Source organism: Variovorax boronicumulans NBRC 103145, assembly GCF_001591345.1.
Lineage (GTDB): Bacteria > Pseudomonadota > Gammaproteobacteria > Burkholderiales > Burkholderiaceae_C > Variovorax > Variovorax boronicumulans.
Window position 1 is genome coordinate 1 of sequence record NZ_BCUS01000075.1, and the last position, 23,264, is coordinate 23,264.

At 69.5% G+C, this 23,264-nt stretch carries 22 protein-coding genes; 9 read left to right on the forward strand and 13 right to left on the reverse strand.

Annotated features, from left to right (window positions below; translation table 11 throughout):
- Positions 1 to 49: 49 nt before the first annotated feature.
- The 9 genes from VBO01S_RS20330 to VBO01S_RS20370 form a co-directional block, all read right to left on the reverse strand.
- Positions 50 to 1,048, reverse strand: a complete 999-nt coding sequence (locus tag VBO01S_RS20330) for a Bug family tripartite tricarboxylate transporter substrate binding protein (RefSeq protein ID WP_062478535.1) — start codon at positions 1,046 to 1,048, stop codon at positions 50 to 52.
- A gap of 50 nt (positions 1,049 to 1,098) precedes the next feature.
- Positions 1,099 to 3,054, reverse strand: a complete 1,956-nt coding sequence (locus VBO01S_RS20335) for an acyl-CoA synthetase (RefSeq protein WP_062478538.1) — start codon at positions 3,052 to 3,054, stop codon at positions 1,099 to 1,101.
- Positions 3,055 to 3,100: 46 nt separating this feature from the next.
- Positions 3,101 to 4,099, reverse strand: coding sequence for a Bug family tripartite tricarboxylate transporter substrate binding protein (locus VBO01S_RS20340; RefSeq protein WP_062478541.1), 999 nt, complete (start codon positions 4,097 to 4,099; stop codon positions 3,101 to 3,103).
- Positions 4,100 to 4,143: 44 nt separating this feature from the next.
- Positions 4,144 to 5,352: a CaiB/BaiF CoA transferase family protein gene (locus VBO01S_RS20345; protein WP_062478545.1), complete on the reverse strand. Its 1,209-nt coding sequence runs from the start codon at positions 5,350 to 5,352 to the stop codon at positions 4,144 to 4,146.
- 73 nt (positions 5,353 to 5,425) lie between these two features.
- Positions 5,426 to 6,241 carry an oxepin-CoA hydrolase, alternative type gene (locus VBO01S_RS20350; RefSeq protein ID WP_062478548.1) on the reverse strand — a complete coding sequence of 272 codons (816 nt, stop codon included), beginning with the start codon at positions 6,239 to 6,241 and terminating at the stop codon, positions 5,426 to 5,428.
- Positions 6,238 to 7,380, reverse strand: coding sequence for an acyl-CoA dehydrogenase family protein (locus VBO01S_RS20355; RefSeq protein WP_062478551.1), 1,143 nt, complete (start codon positions 7,378 to 7,380; stop codon positions 6,238 to 6,240). Before VBO01S_RS20355 ends, VBO01S_RS20350 begins: the two co-directional genes overlap by 4 nt.
- Before the next feature lie 13 nt (positions 7,381 to 7,393).
- Positions 7,394 to 8,602 carry an acyl-CoA dehydrogenase family protein gene (locus VBO01S_RS20360; RefSeq protein ID WP_062478554.1) on the reverse strand — a complete coding sequence of 403 codons (1,209 nt, stop codon included), beginning with the start codon at positions 8,600 to 8,602 and terminating at the stop codon, positions 7,394 to 7,396.
- An 18-nt stretch (positions 8,603 to 8,620) separates the two neighbouring features.
- Entirely contained in the window at positions 8,621 to 9,811 is a 1,191-nt protein-coding gene (locus tag VBO01S_RS20365; protein WP_062478557.1) for an acetyl-CoA C-acyltransferase, read from the reverse strand.
- 32 nt (positions 9,812 to 9,843) lie between these two features.
- On the reverse strand, positions 9,844 to 11,979 hold the full coding sequence (locus VBO01S_RS20370; RefSeq protein WP_062478560.1) for a 3-hydroxyacyl-CoA dehydrogenase NAD-binding domain-containing protein: 2,136 nt from the start codon (positions 11,977 to 11,979) through the stop codon (positions 9,844 to 9,846).
- A gap of 157 nt (positions 11,980 to 12,136) precedes the next feature.
- Between VBO01S_RS20370 and VBO01S_RS20375 the strand changes: the two genes are divergently transcribed.
- On the forward strand, positions 12,137 to 13,054 hold the full coding sequence (locus tag VBO01S_RS20375) for a LysR family transcriptional regulator (protein ID WP_062478562.1): 918 nt from the start codon (positions 12,137 to 12,139) through the stop codon (positions 13,052 to 13,054).
- Here the strand turns inward: VBO01S_RS20375 and VBO01S_RS20380 are convergent.
- Positions 13,039 to 13,281: a hypothetical protein gene (locus VBO01S_RS20380; RefSeq protein WP_062478565.1), complete on the reverse strand. Its 243-nt coding sequence runs from the start codon at positions 13,279 to 13,281 to the stop codon at positions 13,039 to 13,041. The two genes, VBO01S_RS20375 and VBO01S_RS20380, sit on opposite strands and share 16 nt — an antisense overlap.
- A 47-nt stretch (positions 13,282 to 13,328) precedes the next feature.
- Positions 13,329 to 13,667 (reverse strand): Rieske (2Fe-2S) protein, encoded by a 339-nt coding sequence (locus VBO01S_RS20385; RefSeq protein WP_062478568.1) that lies wholly within the window; start codon positions 13,665 to 13,667, stop codon positions 13,329 to 13,331.
- Positions 13,668 to 13,843: 176 nt separating this feature from the next.
- Here VBO01S_RS20385 and VBO01S_RS20390 point away from each other — a divergent pair, with 176 nt between their 5' ends.
- The 8 genes from VBO01S_RS20390 to htpX all read left to right on the forward strand — a co-directional run bounded on the left by VBO01S_RS20390 (position 13,844) and on the right by htpX (position 21,509).
- Positions 13,844 to 14,587, forward strand: coding sequence for a peptidoglycan-binding protein (locus tag VBO01S_RS20390; RefSeq protein ID WP_062478571.1), 744 nt, complete (start codon positions 13,844 to 13,846; stop codon positions 14,585 to 14,587).
- Between the two features lie 148 nt (positions 14,588 to 14,735).
- Positions 14,736 to 14,936, forward strand: a complete 201-nt coding sequence (locus VBO01S_RS20395; protein WP_062478574.1) for a YgaP family membrane protein — start codon at positions 14,736 to 14,738, stop codon at positions 14,934 to 14,936.
- A 3-nt stretch (positions 14,937 to 14,939) separates the two neighbouring features.
- Positions 14,940 to 15,461, forward strand: a complete 522-nt coding sequence (locus tag VBO01S_RS20400; protein WP_062478577.1) for an RNA polymerase sigma factor — start codon at positions 14,940 to 14,942, stop codon at positions 15,459 to 15,461.
- A gap of 45 nt (positions 15,462 to 15,506) precedes the next feature.
- Positions 15,507 to 16,538, forward strand: a complete 1,032-nt coding sequence (pyrC, locus tag VBO01S_RS20405) for a dihydroorotase (RefSeq protein WP_062478580.1) — start codon at positions 15,507 to 15,509, stop codon at positions 16,536 to 16,538.
- Positions 16,535 to 17,353, forward strand: a complete 819-nt coding sequence (locus tag VBO01S_RS20410; RefSeq protein WP_062478583.1) for an NYN domain-containing protein — start codon at positions 16,535 to 16,537, stop codon at positions 17,351 to 17,353. The genes pyrC and VBO01S_RS20410 overlap by 4 nt, the downstream gene beginning before the upstream one ends.
- Positions 17,329 to 18,114: a DUF3025 domain-containing protein gene (locus VBO01S_RS20415; protein WP_062478586.1), complete on the forward strand. Its 786-nt coding sequence runs from the start codon at positions 17,329 to 17,331 to the stop codon at positions 18,112 to 18,114. Before VBO01S_RS20410 ends, VBO01S_RS20415 begins: the two co-directional genes overlap by 25 nt.
- A gap of 107 nt (positions 18,115 to 18,221) precedes the next feature.
- Positions 18,222 to 20,477, forward strand: coding sequence for an IgaA/UmoB family intracellular growth attenuator (locus VBO01S_RS20420; protein WP_062478589.1), 2,256 nt, complete (start codon positions 18,222 to 18,224; stop codon positions 20,475 to 20,477).
- Between the two features lie 159 nt (positions 20,478 to 20,636).
- Positions 20,637 to 21,509, forward strand: coding sequence for a protease HtpX (gene htpX, locus VBO01S_RS20425; protein WP_056575841.1), 873 nt, complete (start codon positions 20,637 to 20,639; stop codon positions 21,507 to 21,509).
- A gap of 91 nt (positions 21,510 to 21,600) precedes the next feature.
- Here the strand turns inward: htpX and VBO01S_RS20430 are convergent, their stop codons facing one another.
- Together VBO01S_RS20430 and VBO01S_RS20435 are read right to left on the reverse strand one after the other, a co-directional pair.
- Positions 21,601 to 22,605: a ProQ/FinO family protein gene (locus tag VBO01S_RS20430; protein WP_062478591.1), complete on the reverse strand. Its 1,005-nt coding sequence runs from the start codon at positions 22,603 to 22,605 to the stop codon at positions 21,601 to 21,603.
- 110 nt (positions 22,606 to 22,715) lie between these two features.
- The gene (locus VBO01S_RS20435; protein ID WP_062478594.1) at positions 22,716 to 23,264 is read right to left on the reverse strand and encodes a VUT family protein; all 549 of its coding nucleotides are present in this window, start codon (positions 23,262 to 23,264) and stop codon (positions 22,716 to 22,718) included.

Below are 23,264 nucleotides of genomic sequence, written 5' to 3' on the forward strand. Positions count from 1 at the left end.
CCAGAACTTTCATGGCTGTTCCTCTTGATGACAAAAATGGGGAAAGGGGTTACTCGAGCTTGGCGCCCGACTGCTTGATCAGGCGCTCCCACACGGGGCGCTCCTGCTTCCAGGCCGCGGCAAAGAGCTCGGGCGAGCTGTCCTTGATCTCGAAGCCCATGGCCGCCACGCGCTCGCGCACGTCGGGCTGCTGCGTGGCCTTGCGCACTTCGTCGGCGATGCGGTCCACGATGGCCTTGGGCGTCTTGGCGGGCGCTGCAATGGCGAGCCAGCCGGTCACGCGGTAGGCCTCGTCCTTCAGGCCTTGCTCGGCCAGCGTGGGCACGTTGGGCAGCGTGCTCATGCGGCGCTCGCCGGTCACGCCGACGGCCTTGAGCTTGCCCGCGTCGATGTGCGGCTTGGCCGCGAGCGCACTCGCGTAGGCCATCTGGATCTGGCCGCCGATCAGGTCTTGCACCATCGGTGCCTCGCCCTTGTAGGCAACGTGGTTCATGTCGGCCTGCTGCGTGAGGCTCATGTGCGCGCCGGCCAGGTGCGGGTAGGCGCCCACGCCGTACGAACCGTAGGCGACCTTGCCCTTGTTCGCGGCCACGTACTTCAGCAGCTCGGGGCCGGTCTTGGCGGGCACGCTCGGGTGCACCACCAGCACCAGCGGCGCCATCGCGATCTGGTAGACCAGCGTGAGGTCGCGCTGCGTGTCGTAGGGCAGCTTGTCGTACAAGAACTCGTTGGTCATGAGCGAGTTGCTCAGCGACAGCACGATGGTGTAGCCGTCGGGCGCGGCCTTGGCGACCGTGTCGGTGCCGATGATGCCGGCCGCGCCGGGCTTGTTGTCCACCACGATGGGCTGGCCCATGCTGGCCGCCATCTTCTGGCCCAGCACGCGCGCCAGCACGTCGGTCGCACCGCCGGCCTGGAAAGGCACGACGAGGCGGATCGGCTTGTTCGGGTAGGGCGCCTGCGCATGCGCGGGGGCCAGCGCGAACAGCGCGGCGGTCGAGGCGGCAGCGCACAGCAGCGCGCGACGGGTCGAGGGTTGATGGGTCATGGTTTGTCTCCCGTTCGGTTTCAGAAAATCGTGTCGAAGAAGCAGCGTGTTCACTTCAGCGCGATGCGCGTCTTGAAGGGCAGGGGCTCCAGGGCCTTGTGCAGCCGCTCCTGCAGTGCAGCGGCTTGTGCGCCCACCGCGGTGGCGTCGATCTGCACATGCACGAGGCTTTCGCCTTCGGCGCTCACTGCCGGCCGGGCCGCATCACCCACGCCGAGCGCGGCGCAGACCTCGGCGACCGTGGCCGCCACCACCTGCCGCGCTGCCATGGCGCGCAGCTCGGGCTTGTAGATCTTGCCGACGTTGGTCATCGGCATCGTGGCGATCACCGACACCCACTTGGGACGCGCGGGCGCTTCGTCGACACGCGCGGAGGTGAAGGCCAGCAGCTCGTCCTCGGTGGCCGAGGCGCCGGGCACCAGCGTCGCGAAGATCACGGGCAGCTCGCCCGCGTAGGCGTCGGGGGCGCCGACGGCGGCGCACAGCTGCACGGCCGGGTGCGCGCCCAGCGCGTCCTCGATGGTCTTGGGGTCGATGTTGTGGCCGCTGCGGATGATCAGGTCCTTCGAGCGGCCAGTGAGGTGCAGCCGCTCCTCGGCGTCCATCCAGCCCAGGTCGCCGGTCGCGAGCCAGCCGTCGGCGGTGAAGGCCTTGGCGTTGTCGGCCGGATCGACGAAACCCGAGAACACGTTGGGCGACTTGAACAGCACCATGCCGGTCTCGCCCTGCGCCACTTCGCGGTCGCTGGCGTTGCCGTTCTCGTCCAGCGCCACGATGCGCACCTGCGCGTAGGGCAAGCGAAAGCCGACGCAGCCCGCAGGCCCGTTCACGCCGGGCGGCGTGATGGTCGAGATGCCGGCCATCTCGGTCATGCCCAGGCTCTCGTGCACGTGCAGGCCGAACAGGCGCTCGAAGCGCGCGGCCAGCTCGGGCGCGAGCACGGCGGCGCCGGTGCGGCAGTAGGTGATGGAGGAGATGTCGGCGCCGTCCAGCGGCACGTTGGCCAGCGCGGCGAGCACCGTGGGCACGGCGGACAGCGAGGTCGGGCGGTACTTTTCGACCAGCTTCCAGTAGTTGGCCAGCACCTCCTTGTTGCGCAGCAGCGAGGGCGTCGGAATGATCACCTCCACGCCCGCCGACAGCGACGAGAGCGAGGCCGGCAGCACGCCCGCCACATGGAACAGCGGGTAGCCGTTGATCGAGATGCCCTGTTCGTTCATGCCCGCCAGCTGCACGCTGGTCCAGGCGGTGAACACCTGCGCACCGTGGCTGTGTCGCGCGAGCTTGGGCGCGCCCGTGGTGCCGCCGGTGTGGAAGTAGGCGGCGATGTCGGTGGGCGCGATGTCGCGGCCGCTCACGAGGCGGTCGCTCGGTTGCGCGGCGCGCAGCACGTCGAACTCGGCCACGCCTTCGGGCAACGCACCCGCAGAACCCGGTGCCTCGTCGTGCGGCGCCACGCGCAGCACGGTGGTGAGCGTGGGCACCTGGCCGCGCAGGCGCATCGCCTTCGACCACATGCCCGATTCGCTGTCCGAGCCGTAGGCGATGAGCACCTTGGCGCGGCCTGCGGTCATCAGCGCGACCAGCTTCTCGTCGGTGAGCAGCGGGTTCAGCGGCTGCACGATGCCGGCCGCCTCGCCGCCCCAGAGCGCCAGGTGGTACTCGAGGCAGCCGGGCAGCAGCACCGCCACTGCATCGTCAGGCCCCACGCCCAGCGTGTGCAGCAGGTTGGCCGTCTGGTGGATGCCCGCGAGCAGCTGCGCATACGACCAGCGGATGGGTTCATCCGCCGGGTTGCCGCTGCGCAGGAAGGTCAGCGCGGTCTTGTTGCCGAAGGCTGCGCCGGAATTGCGGAAGAGCTCGTAGGTGCTGCGCACCGTGAGCGCTTCTTCGAGCGGCGTTTCTTCCAGCCGCCGGATGTCGGCGAGACCGCGCACCGGGAACAGGGGGCGGAACGGCGCGCCGGCCGTTCCCGTGGGGTTGTTCTTGTCGTTGCCTGTTGTCATGTTGTCTCCTTGAGGGGTCTTGCCGGCTGCGGACGGAGGCCGTGTCTTACTGGTTCGTGATCTTGTTGTCGCGAATGACCTTGCCCCAGCGCTCGAAGTCCTGGCGCATGCGCGTGGCGGTCTGTTCCGGCGTGCCGTAGGCCGCGAAGGAGCCCACGCTCTGCAGCTTCTCGCCGACTTCCTTGTCGGCCAGCGCCTTCTTCAGCTCGGCGCTCATGCGCTCCACCACGTCCTTCGGCGTGCCGGCCGGGGCCAGCAGCCCGCCCCAGGAGGTGGCGTCGAAGCCGGGGAAGCCCTGCTCGGCCACGGTCTTCACGTCGGGCAGCAGGCTCACGCGCTTGCCGGAGCCCACGGCGATCGGGCGCAGCGTGCCGGCGCGGATGTGCGGGATCACGGCGACGAGGTCGGAGAACATCGCCGGCACCTGGCCGCCGATGAGGTCGGTCACGGCCGGGGCGCTGCCGCGGTAGGGCACGTGCTGCATCTCGAACTTGCCGATGTTCTTCAGCTGCTCGGTCGTCAGGTGGCCGAAGCTGCCGGCGCCGGCGGTCGTGTAGTTGAGCTTGCCGCCGTCGGCCTTGGCCTTGGCGATCAGGTCCTGCAGGCCGTTCACGCCGGGCAGCGCCTTCGGGTTCACCACCATCACGATCGGCAGGTCGTACACCGTGCCCACGGGCGTGAAGTTCTTGAAGATGTCGTAGGGCACGGTGCCGTACAGGTGCGAGGCCAGCAGCGTCGGCGTGGCCAGCATCACGAAGGTGTAGCCGTCGGGTGCCGCCTTGGCCGCAAAGGCCGCGCCGATGGTGCCCGAGGCGCCGCTGCGGTTGTCGACCAGGATGTTCTGCTTGAGCGCGAGCGACATCTTCTGCGCCACGATGCGCGAGGCCACGTCGGTCGGGCCGCCGGGCGGGAAGGGCACGACCAGCGTGATCGGCTTGGTCGGCCAGGCCTGGGCGAAGGCGCTGCCTGCGAGAAGGGGAAGGGCCAGCGCGATCAGGGCGCGGCGCACGGGATTACGGGGGGAGCTAAGGAACGGAAAGGCCATGGACTTCTCTTCAGGGATGCGGGCGTTGTCTTCGCTGTGTGCGATCAGACGACGCCGTTCGTTTTCAGCGCTGCCAGCTTTTCATCCGACAGGCCGAGCAGGGACTTCAGCACGTCGTGCGTGCCTTCGCCCAAAGTGGGCGGCGCGCTGCGCACGGGCAGGCGCTCGCCATCGAAACGGTAGGGAGGCGCCAGCACATTGACTTCGCCGGCCACCGGGTGCGGCTGCTTGGTCACCAGGCCGGCGTCGGTCGCGCGCGGGGAGTTCAATGCCTCCAGCAGGCCCAGCACTTCGCCGCAGGGAATGCCCGAGGCGTTGAGTTTCTCGAGCAGCGCGGCGCGCGGGCGCTTCGCGAGCTCGGCGGTCAGCTCGGGCAGCAGCGCCGCGCGGTTGGCCGAGCGCAGGATGTTGGTCTTGAAGCGCTCGTCGGCCGCGAGGTCGGGGCGCTCGATCACCTCGGTGCAAAAGCGCATGAACTGGGCGTTGTTGCCCACGGTGATCACCAGCGGGCCGTCGGCCGCGTCGAACACGCCGTAGGGCACGATCGACGGGTGCGAGTTGCCATAACGCGGCGGGTCTTCGCCCATCAGCAGCGCTTCGAGGCCGTAGTAGGCGGTGATCATCAGGCCGCAGTCGAACAGCGCCATCTCGATGTGGCGGCCCGTGCCGGTCTTCTCGCGCTGGTAGAGCGCGGCCAGCACGGCCTGCGCCGAGTACATGCCGGTGAACAGGTCGACGGCGGCCACGCCGAACTTCAGCGGCGGCTGGTTGGCTTCGCCGTTCAGCGCCATCAGGCCGGCCTCGCCCTGCACCACGAGGTCGTAGCCGGGGCGCGCGGCCTCGGGGCCGGTGCGGTCGTAGCCCGAGATCGAGCAGTAGATGAGGCCCGGGTTCTCCTTGCGCAGCTGTTCGTAGCCCAGGCCCAGCTTGTCGATGCCGCCGAACTTGAAGTTCTGCAGCACCACGTCGCACTGCTTGGCGAGGTCGCGCGCGATCTGCTGGCCTTCGGGCGTCTGCAGGTCGAGCGTGACGGAGCGCTTGTTGCGGTTCACGCTGTTGAAGTAGGCGGTTTCGGTCTTGCCCACGCGCAGGCCCCAGTCGCGCGTGTCGTCGCCGCGGCCCGGGTGCTCGACCTTGATCACCTCGGCGCCCATGTCGGCCAGCACCATGCCGCACCACGGGCCGGCGAGGATGCGGGACAGATCGAGGACGCGCACGCCGGCGAGCGGCAGCGAGGAATTCAGCGAGGGCATGGGAACAACTCCAGGAAAACGAAAGACCCCCGCATCTGCATCGGCATGCACACGCGGGGAGGGGCTCAGCGCGTCAGGACGCGTCGGGCTGGGGTGCGTGGCGCAACGCGACGAAGTCGGCCTTGCGCTTGCCGAGGAAGGCGCCGATGCCTTCGGCGGCCTCGGCGTCGGCCTGCGACGCCACCATGTAGACCGCTTCGGCCTCGAGTTGTTCCTCGAGCGTTGCACGATGGGCTTGGCGGCACAGCGTCTTGATGCGTGCGCTCGCGCGCTGTGGGCCGTTGGCCACCTTGGCCGCGAGTGCGATGGCCTCGGCCAGCGCGCCGCCCTTGTCGGTCAGGCGGTTCACCGCGCCCATCGCGTGCAGGCGCTCGGCCGTGAGGCGGTCGCCGGTGAGGCACAGCTCAGTGAGCAGCTGGCGCGAGACGAACTCCGCGAGGAAGGCCGTGGCGCCGCCATCGGGCGTGAGGCCGACCTTGACATAGGCCACCGTGTAGAACGCATCGCGCGCCGACACCAGCATGTCGCAGGCCAGCGCCATCGACAGGCCCGCGCCGGCTGCGCCGCCTTCCACGGCCGCGATCACGGGCTTGCCGCAGTCGCGGATCGCGCGGATCAGGTCGTGCAGGCCTTCGAGCTTCTCGCGCCGTTCGGCCTCGGGCAGTTCGCGGCGCTTGGCCAGCAGGTTCAGGTCGCCGCCCGAGCAGAAGAAGTCGCCCGCGCCGGTGAAGACGATGGCGCCCACTTCGGGGTCGTTCTGCGCGTCGGTGAGCGCGGCAGAGAGCTCGGCGTACAGCGTCGGCGTGATCGCGTTGCGCGCGGCCGGGTTGCTGTTGGTCAGGATGCGGACCGAGCCTTCCTGCGAGATGAGGACGGTCTTGTCCGTCATGCTGCGACCTCTTTGCCCAGAGCGATGTAGCGCTGCAGGTGGTGGTCTTCGTCACCGAGCTGGTGGTCGATCATCACGAGGCGCTTGGCGTAGTGGGGCAGTGGCAGCTCCCAGGTCATGCCGATGCCGCCGTGCATCTGGATGCTTTCTTCCGCCACCAACGCGCCGATGCGGCCGATGCTGAACTTGGCGGCCGACAGCGCGCGCTCGCGCGCCACGCGGTCGCTGCCGTCGATGGCGGCGGCGGCGTTGATCACGGCCGAGCGGGCCTGTTCGATCTCGAGCAGCAGGTCGGCCATGCGATGTTGCAGGGCCTGGAAGCTGCCGATGAGAATGCCGAACTGCTTGCGCGTGCGCAGGTACTCGAGCGTGGCGGTCTTGGCGGCTTCCATCGCGCCCAGTGCTTCGGCGCACAGCGCGAGCACGCCGCGGCCGATGGCGCGCTCCAGCGTGGCGGCGCCCTGGCCTTCGGCACCCAGCAGCGCGTCGGCACCGAGCGTCACGCCGTCGAGCGTGAGTTCGGCCACGCGGCCGCCGTCGATGGCGGGGCAGCCGCGCACGGTGAGGCCGGCGGTCTTGGCAGGCACGAGGAAGAGCGAGATGCCGGCTTCGTCGTCCACATTGCCCGAGGTGCGGGCTGACACGAGGAACAGGTCAGCCTGCTCGCCTTGCGGCACCACGGCCTTGGCGCCCTTGAGCACCCAGCCGTCGCCGCCGCGCTCGGCCTTCGTGGCCACGCGCGTGCGTTCGTAGTGCGTGTCGGCTTCGTCGTGTGCAAAGGCTGCCACGGTCACGCCGTTGACGATGTCGCCGATCTTCTCTTTCTGCGCGTCGCTGCCGGCGGCGCTGATTGCCTCGCCGACCATCACGGCGCCCAGCAGCGGCTCGACCACGAGGCCGCGGCCCAGTGCTTCGAAGACCACGGCGATGTCGAAGCCGCTGCCGCCGAAGCCGCCGTCGGCCTCGCTGAACAGCGCGCCGATCACGCCGAGCTCGGCGAAGTTCTGGAAGATCTCCTTGCTGAAACCGTGCGCCGACTTCGCGATGCGGTCGCGCGCATCGAAGGCGTACTGCTCGGCGATGAAGCGGTTCAGGCTGTCGGCGAGCATGCGCCGGTCTTCGGTGTGTTCGAAGTTCATGTGCGTGTCTCCTTTACAGCCCGAGGATCATCTTGGAGATGATGTTCTTCTGGATTTCGTTCGAGCCGCCGAAGATCGACAGCTTGCGGTTGTTGAAGTAGCGCGAGGCGGCGGCCTTGGCGTAGGCCGGGCCGAAGGTCTCGCCGGTGAAGCCGTCCTGCAGCGCTTCGGCGACGAAGGGGCGGCCGTACACGCCCATGGCGCGGCGCGCGAGCGACGAAATCTCCTGGCGAATTTCCGTGCCGCGAATCTTCAGCATCGAGCTTTCCGCACCGGGCACACCGCCGCCGGCCACCGCCGCGATCACGCGCAGGTTGGTCGTCTTCATGTTCTCCAGGTCGATCTCGACACGCGCCAGGCGCGCCGCGAAGGCCGGGTCGTCCGCGAGCGGCTTGCCGTTCTTGGTCTGCGAGGCGGCGATGCCCTTGAGTTGCTCGAGCGCGGCCACCGAGAAGCCCACGCCCGCGATGTTGGTGCGCTCGTAGGTCAGCAGGTACTTGGCGCAGGTCCAGCCCTTGTTCTCTTCGCCCACGAGGTTCTCGGCGGGCACGCGCACGTCGGAGAAGAACACCTCGTTGACTTCATGCTCGCCGTCCAGCGTGATGATCGGGCGCACTTCCACGCCGGGCGAGGTCATGTCGACCAGCAGGAAGCTGATGCCTTCCTGCTTCTTCGCCTCGCGGTTGGTGCGCACCAGGCAGAAGATCATGTTGGCGTGCTGGCCCAGCGTGGTCCAGGTCTTCTGGCCGTTGACGATGTAGTGGTCGCCCTGCGCGTCGATGCCGCGCACGGCCGTGGTCTTCACCGCGGCCAGGTCGGAGCCCGCGCCGGGTTCGGAGTAACCCTGGCACCACCAGTCGGCGCCGCTCAGGATGCGCGGCAGCCAGTAGCTCTTTTGCGCTTCGTTGCCGTACTTGATGAGCACCGGGCCCAGCATGTTGACGCCGAAGGGCACGATGCGCGGCGCGAAGGCCAGGGCGCACTCGTTCTCGAAGATGAACTTCTCGACCGCCGTCCAGCCGGGTCCGCCGTACTGCTCGGGCCAGTGGTTGGCGAGCCAGCCGCGTTCGTTCAGGATGGCGTGCCATTCCTGCATGTCGGCCTTTTCCAGGATCTTGCCGCTGCGCACCTTGTCGGACAGCCGCGCGGGCAGCTTGTTCGCCAGGAAGGTGCGCACTTCGCTGCGGAAGGCTTCTTCTTCGGTCGTGAAGTTCAGGTCCATCGCGGACTCCTCAATGAATCAATAAATTTCGAACAGGCCGGCCGCACCCATGCCGCCAGCGATGCACATCGTGACCACGGCGTACTTGGCGCCGCGGCGCTTGCCTTCGAGCAGCACGTGGCCCGTGAGGCGCGCGCCGGTCATGCCGAAGGGGTGGCCGATGGAGATCGCGCCGCCGTTCACGTTCAGGCGTTCCGACGGAATGCCCAGCTTCTCCTGGCAGTAGATCGACTGCGAGGCGAAGGCTTCGTTGAGTTCCCACAGGTCGATGTCCTGCACCTTCAGGCCGTGGCGCGCGAGCAGCTTGGGCACGGCGAAGACCGGGCCGATGCCCATCTCGTCGGGCTCGCAGCCGGCCAGCGCCAGGCCGCGGAACGCGCCCAGCGGCTTCAGGTTGGCGCGCTCGGCGTCCTTGGCTTCCATCATCACGCAGGCCGAAGCACCGTCGGACAGCTGCGAGGCGTTGCCGGCGGTGATGAACTTGTCGTCGCCCATCACGGGCTTGAGCTTGGCCAGCGCCTCGTAGGTGGTGCCGCGGCGGTTGCAGTTGTCTTCGGTGGCGGTGACTTCGCGGTGGGTGACCTCCTTGGTCTCCTTGTCGGTCACGGCCATCGTGGTGGTGCAGGCCACGATCTCGTCCTTGTAGCGGCCGGCCAGCTGCGCTTCTTCGGTCTTGCGCTGGCTCTCGGCCGAGAAGCGGTCCTGCGCTTCGCGGCTGATGTTGTAGCGCTTGGCCACGATGTCGGCGGTGTCGATCATCGCCATGTAGAGCTCGGGCTTGTGCTCGACGATCCACGGGTCCAGGCTGAGGTCGCCGCCGTCGCCGGGGCTGCGGCCGCGGATCTGCGAGATGCTTTCCACGCCGCCCGCGATCATGGCCGGCGCGCCGTCCACCACGATGCGGCCGGCGGCCATGGCGATCGCCTGCAGGCCCGAGGCGCAGAAGCGGTTCACGGTGGTGCCGGCGATGCTGATCGGCAGGCCCGAGCGGATGATCGACTGGCGCGCGATGTTGCGGCCGGTGGTGCCTTCGGGGTAGCCGCAGCCGAGGATCGCGTCCTCGATCAGGGCCGGGTCCAGGCCCGAGCGCTCGACCGCGGCCTTCACCGCGAACGAGGCCAGCGTGGCGCCGGAGGTGATGTTGAATTCGCCGCGGTGCGCCTTGGTGAGCGGGGTGCGGGCGGTAGAAACGATGACGGCTTCACGCATGGGTTTGTCTCCTGGACGGTGGGCTCTAACGGTTACTCGGATTGATTCAGGCTGGCGAAATCGGCGCCGCGTTCGACCAGCTCCACGAGCAGCGGCGACGGCTTCCAGAAGATCGGGTCGGCCTTGGCGAACTCGCGGATGTCGGCGAGCACCTTGGGCAGGCCCACGGTGTCGGCGTACTTCATGGGGCCGCCGCGGTGGCGCGGGAAGCCGTAGCCATAGAGGAAGGTCACGTCCACGTCGAGCGGGCGCAGCGCGATGCGCTGGAGCACGACGTTGGCGCCTTCGTTGACCATGGCGGCCATGTAGCGGCGCATGATTTCTTCTTCGGTGAATTTGCGCGGCGTGATGCCGGCGCGCACGCGCTCGGCGTCGATGATGGCCAGCACCTCGGGGTCGGGCACGCCGGTGCGCGCGCCTTCGGGGTACAGGTAGTAGCCGCGCTGCGTCTTCTGGCCGAACCAGCCGCGCTCGCAGATGCGGTCGGCCACCTGCACGTAGCGCGCCTGCGGATCGCGCGTGGCGGCCTTGCGCTTGCGTGTGGCCCAGCCGATGTCGCCGCCGGCCAGGTCGGACACCTGGAACGGGCCCATCGGGTAGCCGAAGTTGCGCACGGCCGCGTCGATGTCGTAGGGCGAGGCGCCGTCTTCCATCATGTGGTCGGCGGCCTGGCGGTACACGGCCAGGATGCGGTTGCCGATGAAGCCGTCGCACACGCCGGCGCGCACGGGCACCTTCTTGAGTTTCTTGGCGAGTTCGAAGCCGGTGGCGACCACGTCGGCGCTCACCTTGGCGGGCACCACGATCTCCAGCAGCTTCATGATGTTGGCGGGCGAGAAGAAGTGCAGGCCCACCACGTCCTGCGGGCGCGAGATGCTGGCGGCGATCTCGTCGATGTCCAGGTACGAGGTGTTGGTGGCGAGCACGGCGCCCTTCTTGCACACGCGGTCGAGTTCGGCGAACACGGCCTTCTTGACGCCCATCTCCTCGAACACGGCCTCGACCACGATGTCGACATTCGCGAACGCGTCGTAGCTGGTCGAGCCCGAGAAGCGCGCCATCACGGCGGCCTTGGCCTCTTGTGTCATGCGGCCCTTGGCGATGAGGCCGTCGTACACCTTCTCGACGTGCGCACGGCCGCGCGCCAGGCTGGGCTCGTCGCGCTCGACCATGGTCACGGGCAGGCCCGCGTCGAGCATGGCCACGGCAATGCCCGCGCCCATGGTGCCGCCGCCGACGATGCCGGCCGAGGTGAGCGCGCGCGGGCTGGCCGAGCGGGTCTCGGGCGCCTTCAGCACTTCGCGCTCGGCGAAGAAGGCGTGGATCAGGCCGGCGCGCTGCGGGCTGTCGATGCACTGCAGGAACAGCTGGCGTTCGAGCGCCATGCCTTCGTCGAAGGGCAGCGTGAGCGCGCCTTCGACCGCTTCGACGATCTTCATCGGCGAGAACAGGCCGCGGCTCTTCTTGGCGGTGTCGGCGCGCGCGGCGTCGAGGGCGGCGCGGGCGGCTTCCTTGTCGGCCAGGCCGGCGGCTTCGCGCGTGCGGCGCACGGGGGCGTTGGCGGCGACCAGTTCCTGTGCGTAGGCGAGGCCTTCGGCGCGGGCGTCGGCTTCAGCGCCGAGGCGGTCGACGAGGCCGAGCGTCAGCGCTTCCTTGGCGCCCGCATGGCGGCCGCTGAGCATCAGTTCGAGCGCGGGCTTCACGCCGATGAGGCGCGGCGCGCGCTGCGTGCCGCCCGAGCCGGGCAGCAGGCCCAGCGCCACCTCGGGCAGGCCCAGCTTGGCGGTGGGCGCGGCGAGGCGGTAGTGCGCCGACAGCGCAATCTCCAGCCCGCCGCCGAGCGCGGCGCCGTGGATGGCGGCGACCACCGGCTTGGTGCAGTTCTCGATCTTCAGGCAGACCTCGGGCAGCGAGGGCTGCTGCGGCGCCTGGCCGAACTCGCGGATGTCCGCGCCGGCGATGAAGTTGCGGCCCGCGCCGACGATCAGCACCGCCTTGGCGCCGCTGTCGGCCTCGGCCGCATCGATGGCGGCGGCCAGGCCGCGGCGCACGTCCACGCCCAGGGCGTTGACGGGCGGGTTGTCGATGGTCACCACGCACACGTCGCCTTGACGCTGGAAGGTGACGGGACCGTTGGACGTGGAGGGGCTGGGAGTGGGGGTGGCCATGTGCGTGTCGCTTGTCTCTTGCTTGCGTGGCAGGCCCTCGTGAAGTCTCGAGGGGTCCGGGGCTCTGGGGAGCCCTGCATTCTTGGCCGGCATCGCTGCTTTGACAATTGCATAGGTGGTTGACAGACTGTCAAAGAATTTTTGACACAATCCGCCCATGGACCTGCAATCGCTCACCCTGCTGGTGGAAATCCTTGACGCGGGCAACCTGAGCGCGGCGGCGCGCCGGCTCAAGATGACCCGCGCGAACGTCAGCTACCACCTGAACCAGCTGGAGCGCTCGGTGGGCGCGCAGCTGATCCGGCGCACCACCCGGCGCGCCGAGCCCACCGAGATCGGGCTGCGGCTGTACCAGCACGGCGTGGCCATCCAGGGCGAGCTGCTGGCGGCGCGCGAGTCGGTCACCGCGCTGGGCGAGGGCCTGCAGGGCCGCGTGCGCCTGAGCGTGCCCAGCGGATACGGCCAGCTCGTGATGGCCGACTGGCTCATCGACTTCAAGCGCCAGTACCCCGGCATCGTGCTCGACGTGGTGTTCGAGAACCGCATCGAAGACCTGCTGCGCGACGAGGTCGACATCGCCATCCGCGTGATCCCCGAGCCGCCGCAGAACCTCGTGGCGCGCGAGATGGGCCCGGTGCGCTACGTGGCCTGCGCCACGCGCGCGTACGCCGAGCGCCACCCGCTGCCCGTGCAGCTGGACGCGCTGCGCGCCACGCCGGTGGTGACGGCCGCCGTCATCGGGCGGCAGCTGCGCATCTCGGCCTACCAGGGCGAGACGCGGCGCGAGGTGATCCTGGAGCCGACGCTGATCTCGGAGAACTTCCTGTTCCTGCGCCAGGCCATCCTCGCGGGCCTGGGCGTGGGCCTCGTGCCCGACTACGTGGTGCAGGAAGACGTGCGCCGCGGCGACGTGGTGACCACGCTGGACGACTGGCGCCTGTCGATCTTCGGCACCCAGATGTTCATGCTCTACATGCCGAACCGCCAGCACACGCGGGCGATCCGGACGTTCATCGATTTCATCCTGGCGCGGGTGCGGCCGGAAGAAGCCGAAGAAGCTCAGTCGCAGCGGTAGACGACTTCTCCTGCCGGCACGCCCTGCGCCGGCACCTCCGACAGCGTGCTGCTCAAAAAGCGCATCGGCGCGCCGAAGTTGCGGCAGTAGTTCTCGGCGTCCTGCGCCGTGGGCGACTTGAACACGCCGTCGGCCAGGAAGGTGACGCGCGGCGCGGGTCGCGAGACGCAGCCCGCGCCGATGAGCAGGGCCGGAACGAGGACGGAGACAGCAGCGAATCGGCGCATGGGGCAGGGCGGAGAGAAGAGGCCGCGACTGTAGCCGCTTGGCGGCGTCAGTCGGCCAGCCACACGCTGCCGTCCGCCGCCTCGCGCAGCGCCAGCGGCGTGAGGCGCGCACCGCGGCACGGGCCGCCCACGCAGCGCCCGGTATCGGGCTCGAAGATCGCGCCGTGCCGCGCGCACATCAGGTAGCGCCCGGAGCTTTCGAGGATCTGGCCTTCGAAATCGAGCGGGCCGCCGGCGTGCGGGCACTGGTTCAGGTAGCCGTGCACGGCGCCCTGCCAGCGCACCGCGAAGGCCGGCGCGCCGCCGGGCGCGGTGAACAGGGCCGCGAGGCCGCCGTCGGCGAGTTCGGTGGCGATGGGGTGGGCGGTCGGGGCGGGCGCGGTCATGGGGAGCGAGCCTACCAAGGTCCGCCACGGGGCTGGCGCCCGGGGGGAAACCTCCGTGGCATCACATGTTCCGGCTATGTCATCCGACCAATAGACGCAGGAGCGTGCCGTTTTCACAATGCATCCGCTCGCTTTCCTTCGTCCGTGCATCCTTGTGTCAAGGGGGATTCCCACCGATGAGCACGCTGAAACAGGGCTGGCGCGGGGCCGATGTCCGTCGCCTGCAGGAGGCCCTGAACCGCAAATTGCAGCCCAGCCCCGGCCTCGCGCCCGACGGCGACTACGGCCCCGTCACCCGGGCGGCCGTGCTGCGCTTGCAGGCCGCGCACTGGCTGTGCGAAGACGGCGAAGCCGGCCCCTGCACCCGCAACGTGGCCTTCGACCACGAAACCCACGCGCCGCTGCTGCACCCCGTGGCGCTGATCCCGCAACCGGCGCCCGCGCTGTGCTGGGCGGCCGCCACCGCGATGCTTACGCGCGCCACCGTGCAGACCGTGGTCGCGCGCACGCCCTCGGAGTTGATGGGCGCCGACGGCGCCTTGCGCCGCCGCGTGGACAGCGACCGCCATGCGCAGGGCAGCGACCCCGATGACGACGACAACCGCCGCTTCGCCGCTGCGCACGGCCTCACGCTGCGGACCCACGGCCCGTGGACCGTCGCCGCGCTGCGCACCGCGCTGCACGCCGGGCCGCTGATGTTCGACCTGCGCTGGGGCGCCAAGGGCGGCGCGCCCGCCGGCCAGCCGGGCCACATGGTCGTGCTCGCGGGCATCCGCGGCGACAACGACCCCGGCGGGGGCGGCACCACGCTGCGCCTGTTCGACCCCTGGCCGCCGGGCCGGGGCGCGCGCAGCTCGACCAGCCATGTGCGCTGGATGCAGGCCGTGGCGGACCGCATCTGCGGGGTGTTCCAGCGGTAGTGGCGCCTGGCTGCTGTGGCCATTGGCACCAGCGCATGAAAAAATCCTGACTTTCCGCGAACCGTTTTGGCGGGTGGCTGCCTCTTTCCATGCGGGAGGGGCGTTCTGCTCCCCCGCATTCACACGTCACGGATCGAAGGAAACCACCATGCTTTACGTCAAGAATGTTCCCGGCTGGGAACGCGCCCTGCGCATCGCCCTGGGCCTCGCCTTCGCCGCCATGAACTGGCCGGCGAATGCCCTGGCCGTCGCGGTCGGCCTCATGGGCGCGATGCTGGCCCTCACCGGACTCGTCGGTTTCTGCCCGATGTGCGCGATGGTCGGGCGCAAGCTCGACAAGGGCCGCTGACCCATGGCCACCGCAGCGATCGACCGCACCTGCCTGATCCTGGCCGCGCAGACCGGCGACCCCGTCGCCCTCGAAGGCCTGCTCGCCGCCTGCCAGACCGACGCGCGCCGCTACGCCCGCCGGCACTGCCAGGCCAGCGACGTGGACGACGCCGTGCAGGAATCGCTGCTCGTGGTCGCGCGCCGCGTGCGCGGGCTGCAGGCGGCCGCGGCGTTCTCGTCGTGGCTGTTCACCGTCATCCGGCGCGAATGCCTGCGCCTGCAGCGCGCGATGTTCCGCCACGACCCGCTCGACGAAGACACCGTCGAACGCCAGCTCGCGGCCCGCAGCGACCACGCGCTGCGCATCGACCTGGCCCATGCGCTCGAATCGCTGCCAGCGCACTACCGCGAGGTCGTGCTGCTGCGCGACTTCGAGGAACTCACCATCGCCGAGATCGCCGAGCGCCTGGGCGAGCCGCCGGGCGCCGTGAAGAGCCGGCTGCACCGGGCGCGCCTGCTGGTGCGCGAGTACCTGCTGGGGTAGCCCGGGGGTGCTCCGGTCGAGGGGCGATGCGACAATCTCGCCGCAATGACAGACACCCTCACGATCACCCGCCCAGACGACTGGCACCTGCACGTGCGCGATGGCGCCGCCCTCGAAGCCGTCGTGCCCCACAGCGCCCGCCAGTTCGGCCGCGCGCTGATCATGCCGAACCTGCGTCCGCCCGTGACCACCGCCGCCCAGGCCGTGGCCTACCGCGACCGCATCCGCGCCGCCGTGCCCGCGGGCACGTCCTTCGAGCCCGTGATGTCGCTCTACCTGACCGACAAGCTGCCGCCCGAAGAAATCGCGCTGGCCGCCGAAGCCGGCGTGCGCGCGCTCAAGCTCTACCCGGCCGGCGCCACCACCAACAGCGATGCCGGCGTGACCGACATCCGCAAGACCTACAAGACGCTCGAGGCCATGCAGAAGCACGGCCTGCTGCTGCTGGTGCACGGCGAAGTGACCGACCCCGCCATCGACCTGTTCGATCGCGAAGCCGTGTTCGTCGACCGCGTGATGATCCCGCTGCGCCGCGACTTCCCCGAACTCAAGGTGGTGTTCGAGCACCTGACCACCAAGGAAGGCGCCCACTACGTGCGCGACGCCGACCGCTTCACGGCCGCCACCATCACGGCACACCACCTGCTGTACAACCGCAACGCCATCTTCACCGGCGGCATCCGCCCGCACTACTACTGCCTGCCCGTGCTCAAGCGCGAGACGCACCGCGTGGCGCTGGTCGAGGCGGCTACCAGCGGCAGCGACCGCTTCTTCCTGGGCACCGACAGCGCGCCGCACCCCGCGCACCTGAAGGAACATGCACTGGGCTGCGCCGGCTGCTACACCGCGCTCACCGCCATCGAGCTGTACGCCGAGGCCTTCGACAGCGTGAACGCACTCGACAAGCTCGAAGGCTTCGCCAGCTTCCACGGCCCCGACTTCTACGACCTGCCGCGCCACACCGACACCATCACGCTGAAGCGCGAAACCTGGACCCTGCCCGAGACCGTGCCCTACGGCGAAGCCACGCTCAAGCCGCTGCGCGGCGGCGAGACCGTGCAATGGAAGCTCGCATGACGGCGCCGGTGCCCCTGTCGTCGCTGCGCGTGATGCTGCTGATCGACGCCGACAACGTCTCGGCCGACGTGATCGAGCAGGCCGTGCAGCGCACGATGGAGGACTACGGCGCCATCCACGTGCGCCGCGCCTACTGCAACGCCGAGATGGCCGTGAACCGCCAGGCGCTGTTCAAGCGGCTGTCGGTGCGGCCCATGGTGAACCTGTCGGCGGGCAAGAACAGCACCGACATCGCGCTGGCCGTCGACGCCATCGACCTCGTGATCGCCGAGCGGCCCGACGTGGTGGTGCTGGTGTCGTCCGACTCCGACTTCGCGCCGCTCGTGATCCGGCTGCGCGAAAAGGGCTGCCGCGTCTGCGGCATCGGCCAGCAGGGCAAGACCGGCGAAGAGACCGTCGGCGTCTACGACAGCTTCATCGACCTCGCGCACCACGGCATCAAGCCGGCCGTGCGCACCGCGCCGGCCAAGAAGGTGGCGGCTGCGAAGAAGACGCCGGCCGCGAAGACCGCTCCTGCGAAGAAGGCTGCGGCCAAGACCGCGCGCAAGACGGCGGCGAAAACGGCCAAGCCGGTGGCACCGCCACCGCCGCAGCAGCCTGAAATTTCCGAAGCCGCCGAGTTCATCCTGCAGGCCGTGCCCGCGCTGCGCCGTGGCACCGACGTGCCGCTGAACGACGTGGCCAAGGCCCTGCGCACCGCCGGCCTGCTCAGCAAGAGCGGCAGCTCGCTCAAGCTCTTCGACAAGCTCACGGGCGAGTTCGCGGTGATGCAGCACCCCGACCGCATCCGATGGACGGGGGCGCCCGCGCCTTGAGCACGGACCTGCCAGCGGTCGCGGCCATCGATTGGGCCGCACCCTGGCTGGCCCCGTACCGTGATCCCGGCGAAGCCGTGGCGCGGACCATCGCACAGGGTGGCACCGTCGCCGCCGCGCTGCAGGCGGCCAAGCCACCCGCCGTGCCCGACTTCGTCACGCAGGACGCGCTGCCCGAAGGCCAGGCCTACGAGGCCCACATCTTCCGCACGCGCACCGTGCCCACGCGCGACAACCTGCACGACTTCTTCAACGGCCTGGTCTGGCTGGCTTTCCCTGAAACCAAGCGCCGGCTCAACGAACTGCAGGCCGCCGAGATCGCGCGCGCCGGCGTCGGCGCCACGCGCGGGCCGCTGCGCGATGCGCTCACGCTCTTCGACGAGAACGGTGCGGTGCTCGATGCACCGCCTGCGCTGTGGGAGGCGCTGGTGGCGCGCGACTGGCAGGCGTTGTTCGTCACGCGGCGCAGCCTGTGGCATGAGGCGCGCCTGCTGCTCTTCGGTCATGCGCTGCTTGAAAAACTGGTGACGCCGCGCAAGCCGATCACCGCGCATGTGCTGCTGACGCACCGCGCGACCGGCGCCGCAGCCCTCGACGATGCGGCGATCGCCCGAAGCATCGGTGCGAAAAGGCTCGAAGCCAAGCCTTTCGTTCCCCTGCCGGTGCTCGGCGTGCCCGGTTGGTGCATCGAGAATGACGCGGCTTCGTTCTACGCCGACCCGCAGGTCTTTCGACCGTTGCCGGGCTCGTCGGCAGGCTGAAGCCACGCCAGTACGCACGGGTTCGGGAGGGCCCTCGGCTGGCGGTCGCATCGCGCGCAAGTGCGCGCGACGTACGTCAAGAAAAAATCAGGGAGGTTCAAAAAAAGATGGACACCGTCCTCATCGTTCTCAAGCTCGGGTTGGTTCTCTACGGGATCTACAGCTTCATCACCTACATGTCACGGCGCTCCGAGAACCGGAATGCCCTGAAAGACTTTCGCAGCAGCTCGCCGGTGTTGCGCAGCATCACCGACGAAGAAAAATCGGCGCTGCAACCCTTTCTCATGGGGCAGGGCCTCGTGATCGGCGACAACGTGCACGAGCTCGACGGCGCGTTCGTGCGCCACGGCCTCCAAACGCAAGGCGCGACCACGCTGCACGACACCCTTGGCGACGTCGACGTGCTGCTGCCCTACGACGCCCTCCACTACGTCGAGGCGTACAACGAGGCGCAGGTGGTGTTGTCCGGCAAGTGCGCGGTGGTGATCCGCCTGAACGGCTTCGAACTGCTCGAAGGCCGGGCGCGCGCGCAGCGCCAGCAGGCCCAAGACCAACAATGGCAGCGCGGCGAGCTCGGCGCGCTGCCGTCGCTCGATGAGACCGTGGCGGCCGAAGTGGCGACTGGCGTGGTGGTGCCGGAAGCCGCGGTGGCATCGATAGCGACCGACCCGAACGCGCGCTACCAGCGCGGCGAGGTCGACATCCTGAGCCAGCGCACCGAAACGCCCGAGGAGGTCGAGAGCCGCATCGGGCGCGGCGGCTGGGCCTCGGCCTTCGCGTGGCTTCTGGCGTTCGTGCTGTTGTGGGTCGCCACCTGGGACGCCACGCGCGCGGCGCGCATCTACCTGCTGGGCGCAGGCCTGCTCGCAGGCTTGTGGGCCGTGTGGCTGTTCGTGCGCAAGCCGCCGGCCACGGCGCCGGAGCGGGAACCGCAGCCCGTGAACCGCGTGCGCGGCATGCTCAACCAGATTTCGGTGACGAATGCTGGCAACACGTCGGTCCAGAGCGTGGGCCTGTTCATCGGCGACAAGTTGAGCCTAGTGTTGCCCTCGCACTGGCGCAACGCGGCAGCGGTGGCGCACGGCGAGGTGATCGAAGCCGAGCTGCGCACCAGCGACTACAGCGCAGTGGGCTTCGGCCCCAAGTGGTCGGTGAGCGACGAGTGGCGGCGTTTCCAGCCCGTGTACTGGGGACGGCACCTGCTGCATCTGATCATCGGCCTGCTCGCCGCAAGTGCGGTCGCGCTGTCGGTGCCCGACCTGCGCAGCGAGGCTGCGCTGGCGGCGCAGTGGGTCATGAATGGCAGCGGCACCACCGCCTATGCCGACGTCGGGCAACTGGCCGACAATCCGCCGCCCTGGGGCAGCCGCGCGCGCATGGCAGGCGAAGGCCGGTGCGAGATCGACCTGAGCGGCCGTGCCGGCGTGCCCGCCACCGATTGCACCCTGGTGCGCTGGGACGGCACCGCACCCGTTGTTCCCGCGTTGGACATTCCGCAGACCGTGCTGGCGCTCGCCAGCCCCCACTTCATTCGTGTGTCCGAGGACTACACGATGTCCAGCCTGATCGAGGTGCAGCGGCTTCTGCAGGGCGGACGGGTGGACGACAGGCTCGCGGCCTACAGCGCGCGCGAGCGCACGCTGTGGATCGCGCGGGGTTTCGACCAGTCGGTGGCGGCGATCGAGGCCGCCTGCAAGGACGCCGATGGCCTGTCGCCCTCCGCCTGCGAGAGCCTGCAGCGCGACCTCGTGCGCACCATCGACGCCACCGTAGACAAGGACGGCGTCGACATGCCCGTGATCACCTGGCAGGCGTTGGCCGCGAGCGTGGCGACGGGCCAGGAGAACGCATCCCTGAGGCTGTCGCAGCAACAGCTGGCGTCTGTCCGGCGTGCGTTGCAACAAGCCGTCGACAGTACGGTGGCTGCGAAGATCGAGACGGCGCGCACCGCCATCGTGCCCGCCAAGGGCGGCGTGCTGCTGGCGTCTGCCACGCGCATCGTGGACATGCCGGCGCAGCCCGGCAAGGCCGAAGATGGCGAGAGCACCCCGCTCGCCCGCTGGACCCGCCTGCAGCTCAACGCCACACCAGACAGCCTGAAACCCTTCACCCTCGAAGGCCTCGTGACCGCCAGCGGCAAGGACACCACCGGCACGCCGTGGGTGCGCGTCGACCCGAGCCTCGATGCCTCGCGCATGACTGCGGCGGGCGCGCACGCGCTGTGGTGGCTGTTCGCCGCGGGGCTGCTGCTGGTCAACGGCGTGCTGTTCGCGCTGCGCTGGACGCAGGACAGCCGCCGACGCGACCGGCTCGAGGCTGACATCGCCACCCGCCCCGCACCGGGCACCAGCGGCCTTTTCTGACAGGCCTTGACTCCTGCGGGGAATATCGGGGCGCCAGAACTTTTGCTCCTATCATGGCTCCACCGGAAGCAACACCGAGGGCCTCCCTGTCGCGCGCGGCTTGAAGAGGGCCCCGGGGGCCTTATCTAAGGGGGCAGATTTCCCCACGGAGAATTCAACTTGAAACGTATCCTTCTGTTTGTCCTGACCAACGTGATGGTCGTCGCGGTGCTCGGCGTGGTCGCCAGCCTGCTCGGCGTCAACCGCTTTCTCACGGCCAACGGGCTCAACCTGACGGCGCTGCTCGGCTTCGCGCTGGTCATGGGTTTCGGCGGCGCGATCATCTCGCTGCTCATCAGCAAGCCCATGGCCAAGTGGACGGCCGGCCTGCGCATGATCGACAACCCCCAGTCGCCCGACGAGGCCTGGATCGTCGGCACCGTGCGCAAGTTCGCCGACAAGGCCGGCATCGGCATGCCTGAGGTCGGCATCTTCGAAGGCGAGCCCAATGCCTTCGCCACCGGCGCGTTCAAGAACTCGTCGCTCGTGGCCGTGTCCACCGGCCTGCTGCAGGGCATGACGCGCGAAGAAGTCGAGGCCGTCATCGGCCACGAAGTCGCGCACATCGCCAACGGCGACATGGTCACGATGACGCTGATCCAGGGCGTGATGAACACCTTCGTCGTGTTCCTCTCGCGCGTGATCGGCTACGCGGTCGACAGCTTCCTGCGCCGCGGCGACGACCGCTCGTCGGGCCCCGGCATCGGCTACTACGTGAGCACCATCGTGCTGGACATCGTGCTCGGCTTCGCCGCCGCGATCGTGGTGGCCTGGTTCTCGCGCCAGCGCGAGTTCCGCGCCGACGCCGGCGCCGCCGCGCTCATGGGCAACCGCCAGCCGATGATGAACGCACTCGCCCGCCTGGGCGGCCTGCCGGCCGGCGAGCTGCCCAAGGCCGTGGAAGCCATGGGCATCACGGGCGCGATGGGCAAGCTGTTTGCCACGCACCCGCCGATCGAAGAGCGCATCGCGGCGCTGCAGAACGCGCGCTGAGCCCACTGCAGAAGGCGGCCAACGCCGTCGCCCATGAAAAAAGCCGCCACAGTGATGTGGCGGCTTTTTTCGTTGGGGCGAGCGTTTTGCGTCAGTCCGCGGCGGGCGCCTCGGGGGCGGCCGGGGCGGCTTCTGCTTCGGGCGCTGCCTGCACTTCGGGCGCTGCGGATGCCGCCGCTTCAGCGGCCACCGCTGCGGCAGCGGCCGCAGCCTCGGCCCGCTTCTTGTCGTCCCGCACGCGTTGCAGCGTGCGCGTCACGTCGCCGGGCTTCATGCCGTACATGTCGGCGAACTCCTGTTCGCTGCGGCCGCTGGCTTCGAAGGCGCGCAGCAGGGCTTCGCGCTTGGCGGCCTGCTGGGCGAGCTCGGCCAGGGCCTCGTCGACGACGGCGTTGTTGTTGGCGTCGCGCGAGCGCACCAGCACGGCATAGGCCTCGTGGTCGAGGCCCGAGGCTTCGATGGCCTTGGCGATGCGCGTCACCAGCTGCGGGCGCAGGTCTTCGCCGGGGTTGCGGTGCGAGCGGCGGCGGTGCAGCTCGAGGATGGCGTGGTGCACGTGCTCGGGCGCGACCGGGTCGAGCGCGTTGCCGTCCAGGTCATGGCGCGCATGGCCGGCGGCCACGCTTTCGAGGTAGCGGGTGGAGCGCGCATGCTGGCCCATCGCGATCTTCAGGTCTTCGGCCTTGAAGTCTTCGGGATGGCGCGCGATCAGCTCTTCGTACACGCCGAGCTTGAGCGGCACGAAGCGTGCGCCGAAGAGCTGCGGGTAGAGCGCGAACAGGCGTTCCAGCACCGGGTTGACCTTGCGCGGTGCGCGCTGGGCTTCGGGCTGCTGTTGCTGTTGCGGCTGCTGTCCGCGCGGCTTGCGCCCCTGCTGCGGCTGTTGCTGTCCGTGCGGACGCTGCTGCTTCGCCCGCGGCGGGCGTTGTTGCTGTTGCTGTTGCGCGGGAGCGGGCTGCGTTGCCGACGCGTCAGCGCCTGCGTCGGTGCTGCCCGCGCCGGCCCTCAGCTGCTGCAGCTGCTCGGCCATGTCCGGGCGCTGGCGCCGTGCGTTGCGCGAGTTCGTGTTCGGGGCGGCGGTGGATGCGTCGGTCATACGGAAGGCTCGGCGATGGGCGCGAGGGATGGAAAGGGAAGAAAAAGAACAACCGGTCCCGCGCGGTCAGCGCGGCCGGAACATCCTGCGGGTATTGTCAGGGCGGATCGTCATGCGCGTGCAGTGCCTCGGTCAGCGGCTTGCCGCCCGATCAGCAGCCGGAACGGCAGCAGCATCAGCACGCCGACACCGAGCTTCACGCCCAGGTCGCCGAGCGCCCAGGTGAGCCAGGGGCCGTCGGTGCCTGCGAAGGCGATGCCCCAGAAGACGATGCTGTCGAGCACGGCCGCGATCACCGTGGCCACCAGCGGCGCGCGCCACCACAGGCCCCGGCGCAGGCGGTCGAACACGCGGATGTCGAGCAGCTGCGAGGCGATGAAGGCCAGGCCCGAGGCGGCGGCGATGCGCGCCGGCGCCAGCAGCAGCGACACCGCCACGGCCACCGCGAAGCCGACCCACGCCACGCGGCGCGCCATGCCGGGGCCGAAGCGCCGGTTGACGAGGTCGCTCACGAGGTAGGCCACCGGGTAGGTGAAGGCGCCCCAGGTGAGCCAGTCGTTGATGGCGAACTGCACCAGGAGGTTGGACGCGAGCACCACGGCGGCCATCGCCAGCGTGGCGACGGCCAGCTGGCCGGTGGTGGGACGGTGGAAGTGCAT

Excerpts from the sequence above, each read along its gene's own strand:
- VBO01S_RS20330 (WP_062478535.1), bottom strand. The coding sequence starts at position 1,048 with ATGACCCATCAACCCTCGACCCGTCGCGCGCTGCTGTGCGCTGCCGCC.
- VBO01S_RS20335 (WP_062478538.1), bottom strand. The coding sequence starts at position 3,054 with ATGACAACAGGCAACGACAAGAACAACCCCACGGGAACGGCCGGCGCG.
- VBO01S_RS20340 (WP_062478541.1), bottom strand. The coding sequence starts at position 4,099 with ATGGCCTTTCCGTTCCTTAGCTCCCCCCGTAATCCCGTGCGCCGCGCC.
- VBO01S_RS20345 (WP_062478545.1), bottom strand. The coding sequence starts at position 5,352 with ATGCCCTCGCTGAATTCCTCGCTGCCGCTCGCCGGCGTGCGCGTCCTC.
- VBO01S_RS20350 (WP_062478548.1), bottom strand. The coding sequence starts at position 6,241 with ATGACGGACAAGACCGTCCTCATCTCGCAGGAAGGCTCGGTCCGCATC.
- VBO01S_RS20355 (WP_062478551.1), bottom strand. The coding sequence starts at position 7,380 with ATGAACTTCGAACACACCGAAGACCGGCGCATGCTCGCCGACAGCCTG.
- VBO01S_RS20360 (WP_062478554.1), bottom strand. The coding sequence starts at position 8,602 with ATGGACCTGAACTTCACGACCGAAGAAGAAGCCTTCCGCAGCGAAGTG.
- VBO01S_RS20365 (WP_062478557.1), bottom strand. The coding sequence starts at position 9,811 with ATGCGTGAAGCCGTCATCGTTTCTACCGCCCGCACCCCGCTCACCAAG.
- VBO01S_RS20370 (WP_062478560.1), bottom strand. The coding sequence starts at position 11,979 with ATGGCCACCCCCACTCCCAGCCCCTCCACGTCCAACGGTCCCGTCACC.
- VBO01S_RS20375 (WP_062478562.1), top strand. The coding sequence starts at position 12,137 with ATGGACCTGCAATCGCTCACCCTGCTGGTGGAAATCCTTGACGCGGGC.
- VBO01S_RS20380 (WP_062478565.1), bottom strand. The coding sequence starts at position 13,281 with ATGCGCCGATTCGCTGCTGTCTCCGTCCTCGTTCCGGCCCTGCTCATC.
- VBO01S_RS20385 (WP_062478568.1), bottom strand. The coding sequence starts at position 13,667 with ATGACCGCGCCCGCCCCGACCGCCCACCCCATCGCCACCGAACTCGCC.
- VBO01S_RS20390 (WP_062478571.1), top strand. The coding sequence starts at position 13,844 with ATGAGCACGCTGAAACAGGGCTGGCGCGGGGCCGATGTCCGTCGCCTG.
- VBO01S_RS20395 (WP_062478574.1), top strand. The coding sequence starts at position 14,736 with ATGCTTTACGTCAAGAATGTTCCCGGCTGGGAACGCGCCCTGCGCATC.
- VBO01S_RS20400 (WP_062478577.1), top strand. The coding sequence starts at position 14,940 with ATGGCCACCGCAGCGATCGACCGCACCTGCCTGATCCTGGCCGCGCAG.
- pyrC (WP_062478580.1), top strand. The coding sequence starts at position 15,507 with ATGACAGACACCCTCACGATCACCCGCCCAGACGACTGGCACCTGCAC.
- VBO01S_RS20410 (WP_062478583.1), top strand. The coding sequence starts at position 16,535 with ATGACGGCGCCGGTGCCCCTGTCGTCGCTGCGCGTGATGCTGCTGATC.
- VBO01S_RS20415 (WP_062478586.1), top strand. The coding sequence starts at position 17,329 with ATGGACGGGGGCGCCCGCGCCTTGAGCACGGACCTGCCAGCGGTCGCG.
- VBO01S_RS20420 (WP_062478589.1), top strand. The coding sequence starts at position 18,222 with ATGGACACCGTCCTCATCGTTCTCAAGCTCGGGTTGGTTCTCTACGGG.
- VBO01S_RS20430 (WP_062478591.1), bottom strand. The coding sequence starts at position 22,605 with ATGACCGACGCATCCACCGCCGCCCCGAACACGAACTCGCGCAACGCA.
- VBO01S_RS20435 (WP_062478594.1), bottom strand. The coding sequence starts at position 23,264 with ATGCACTTCCACCGTCCCACCACCGGCCAGCTGGCCGTCGCCACGCTG.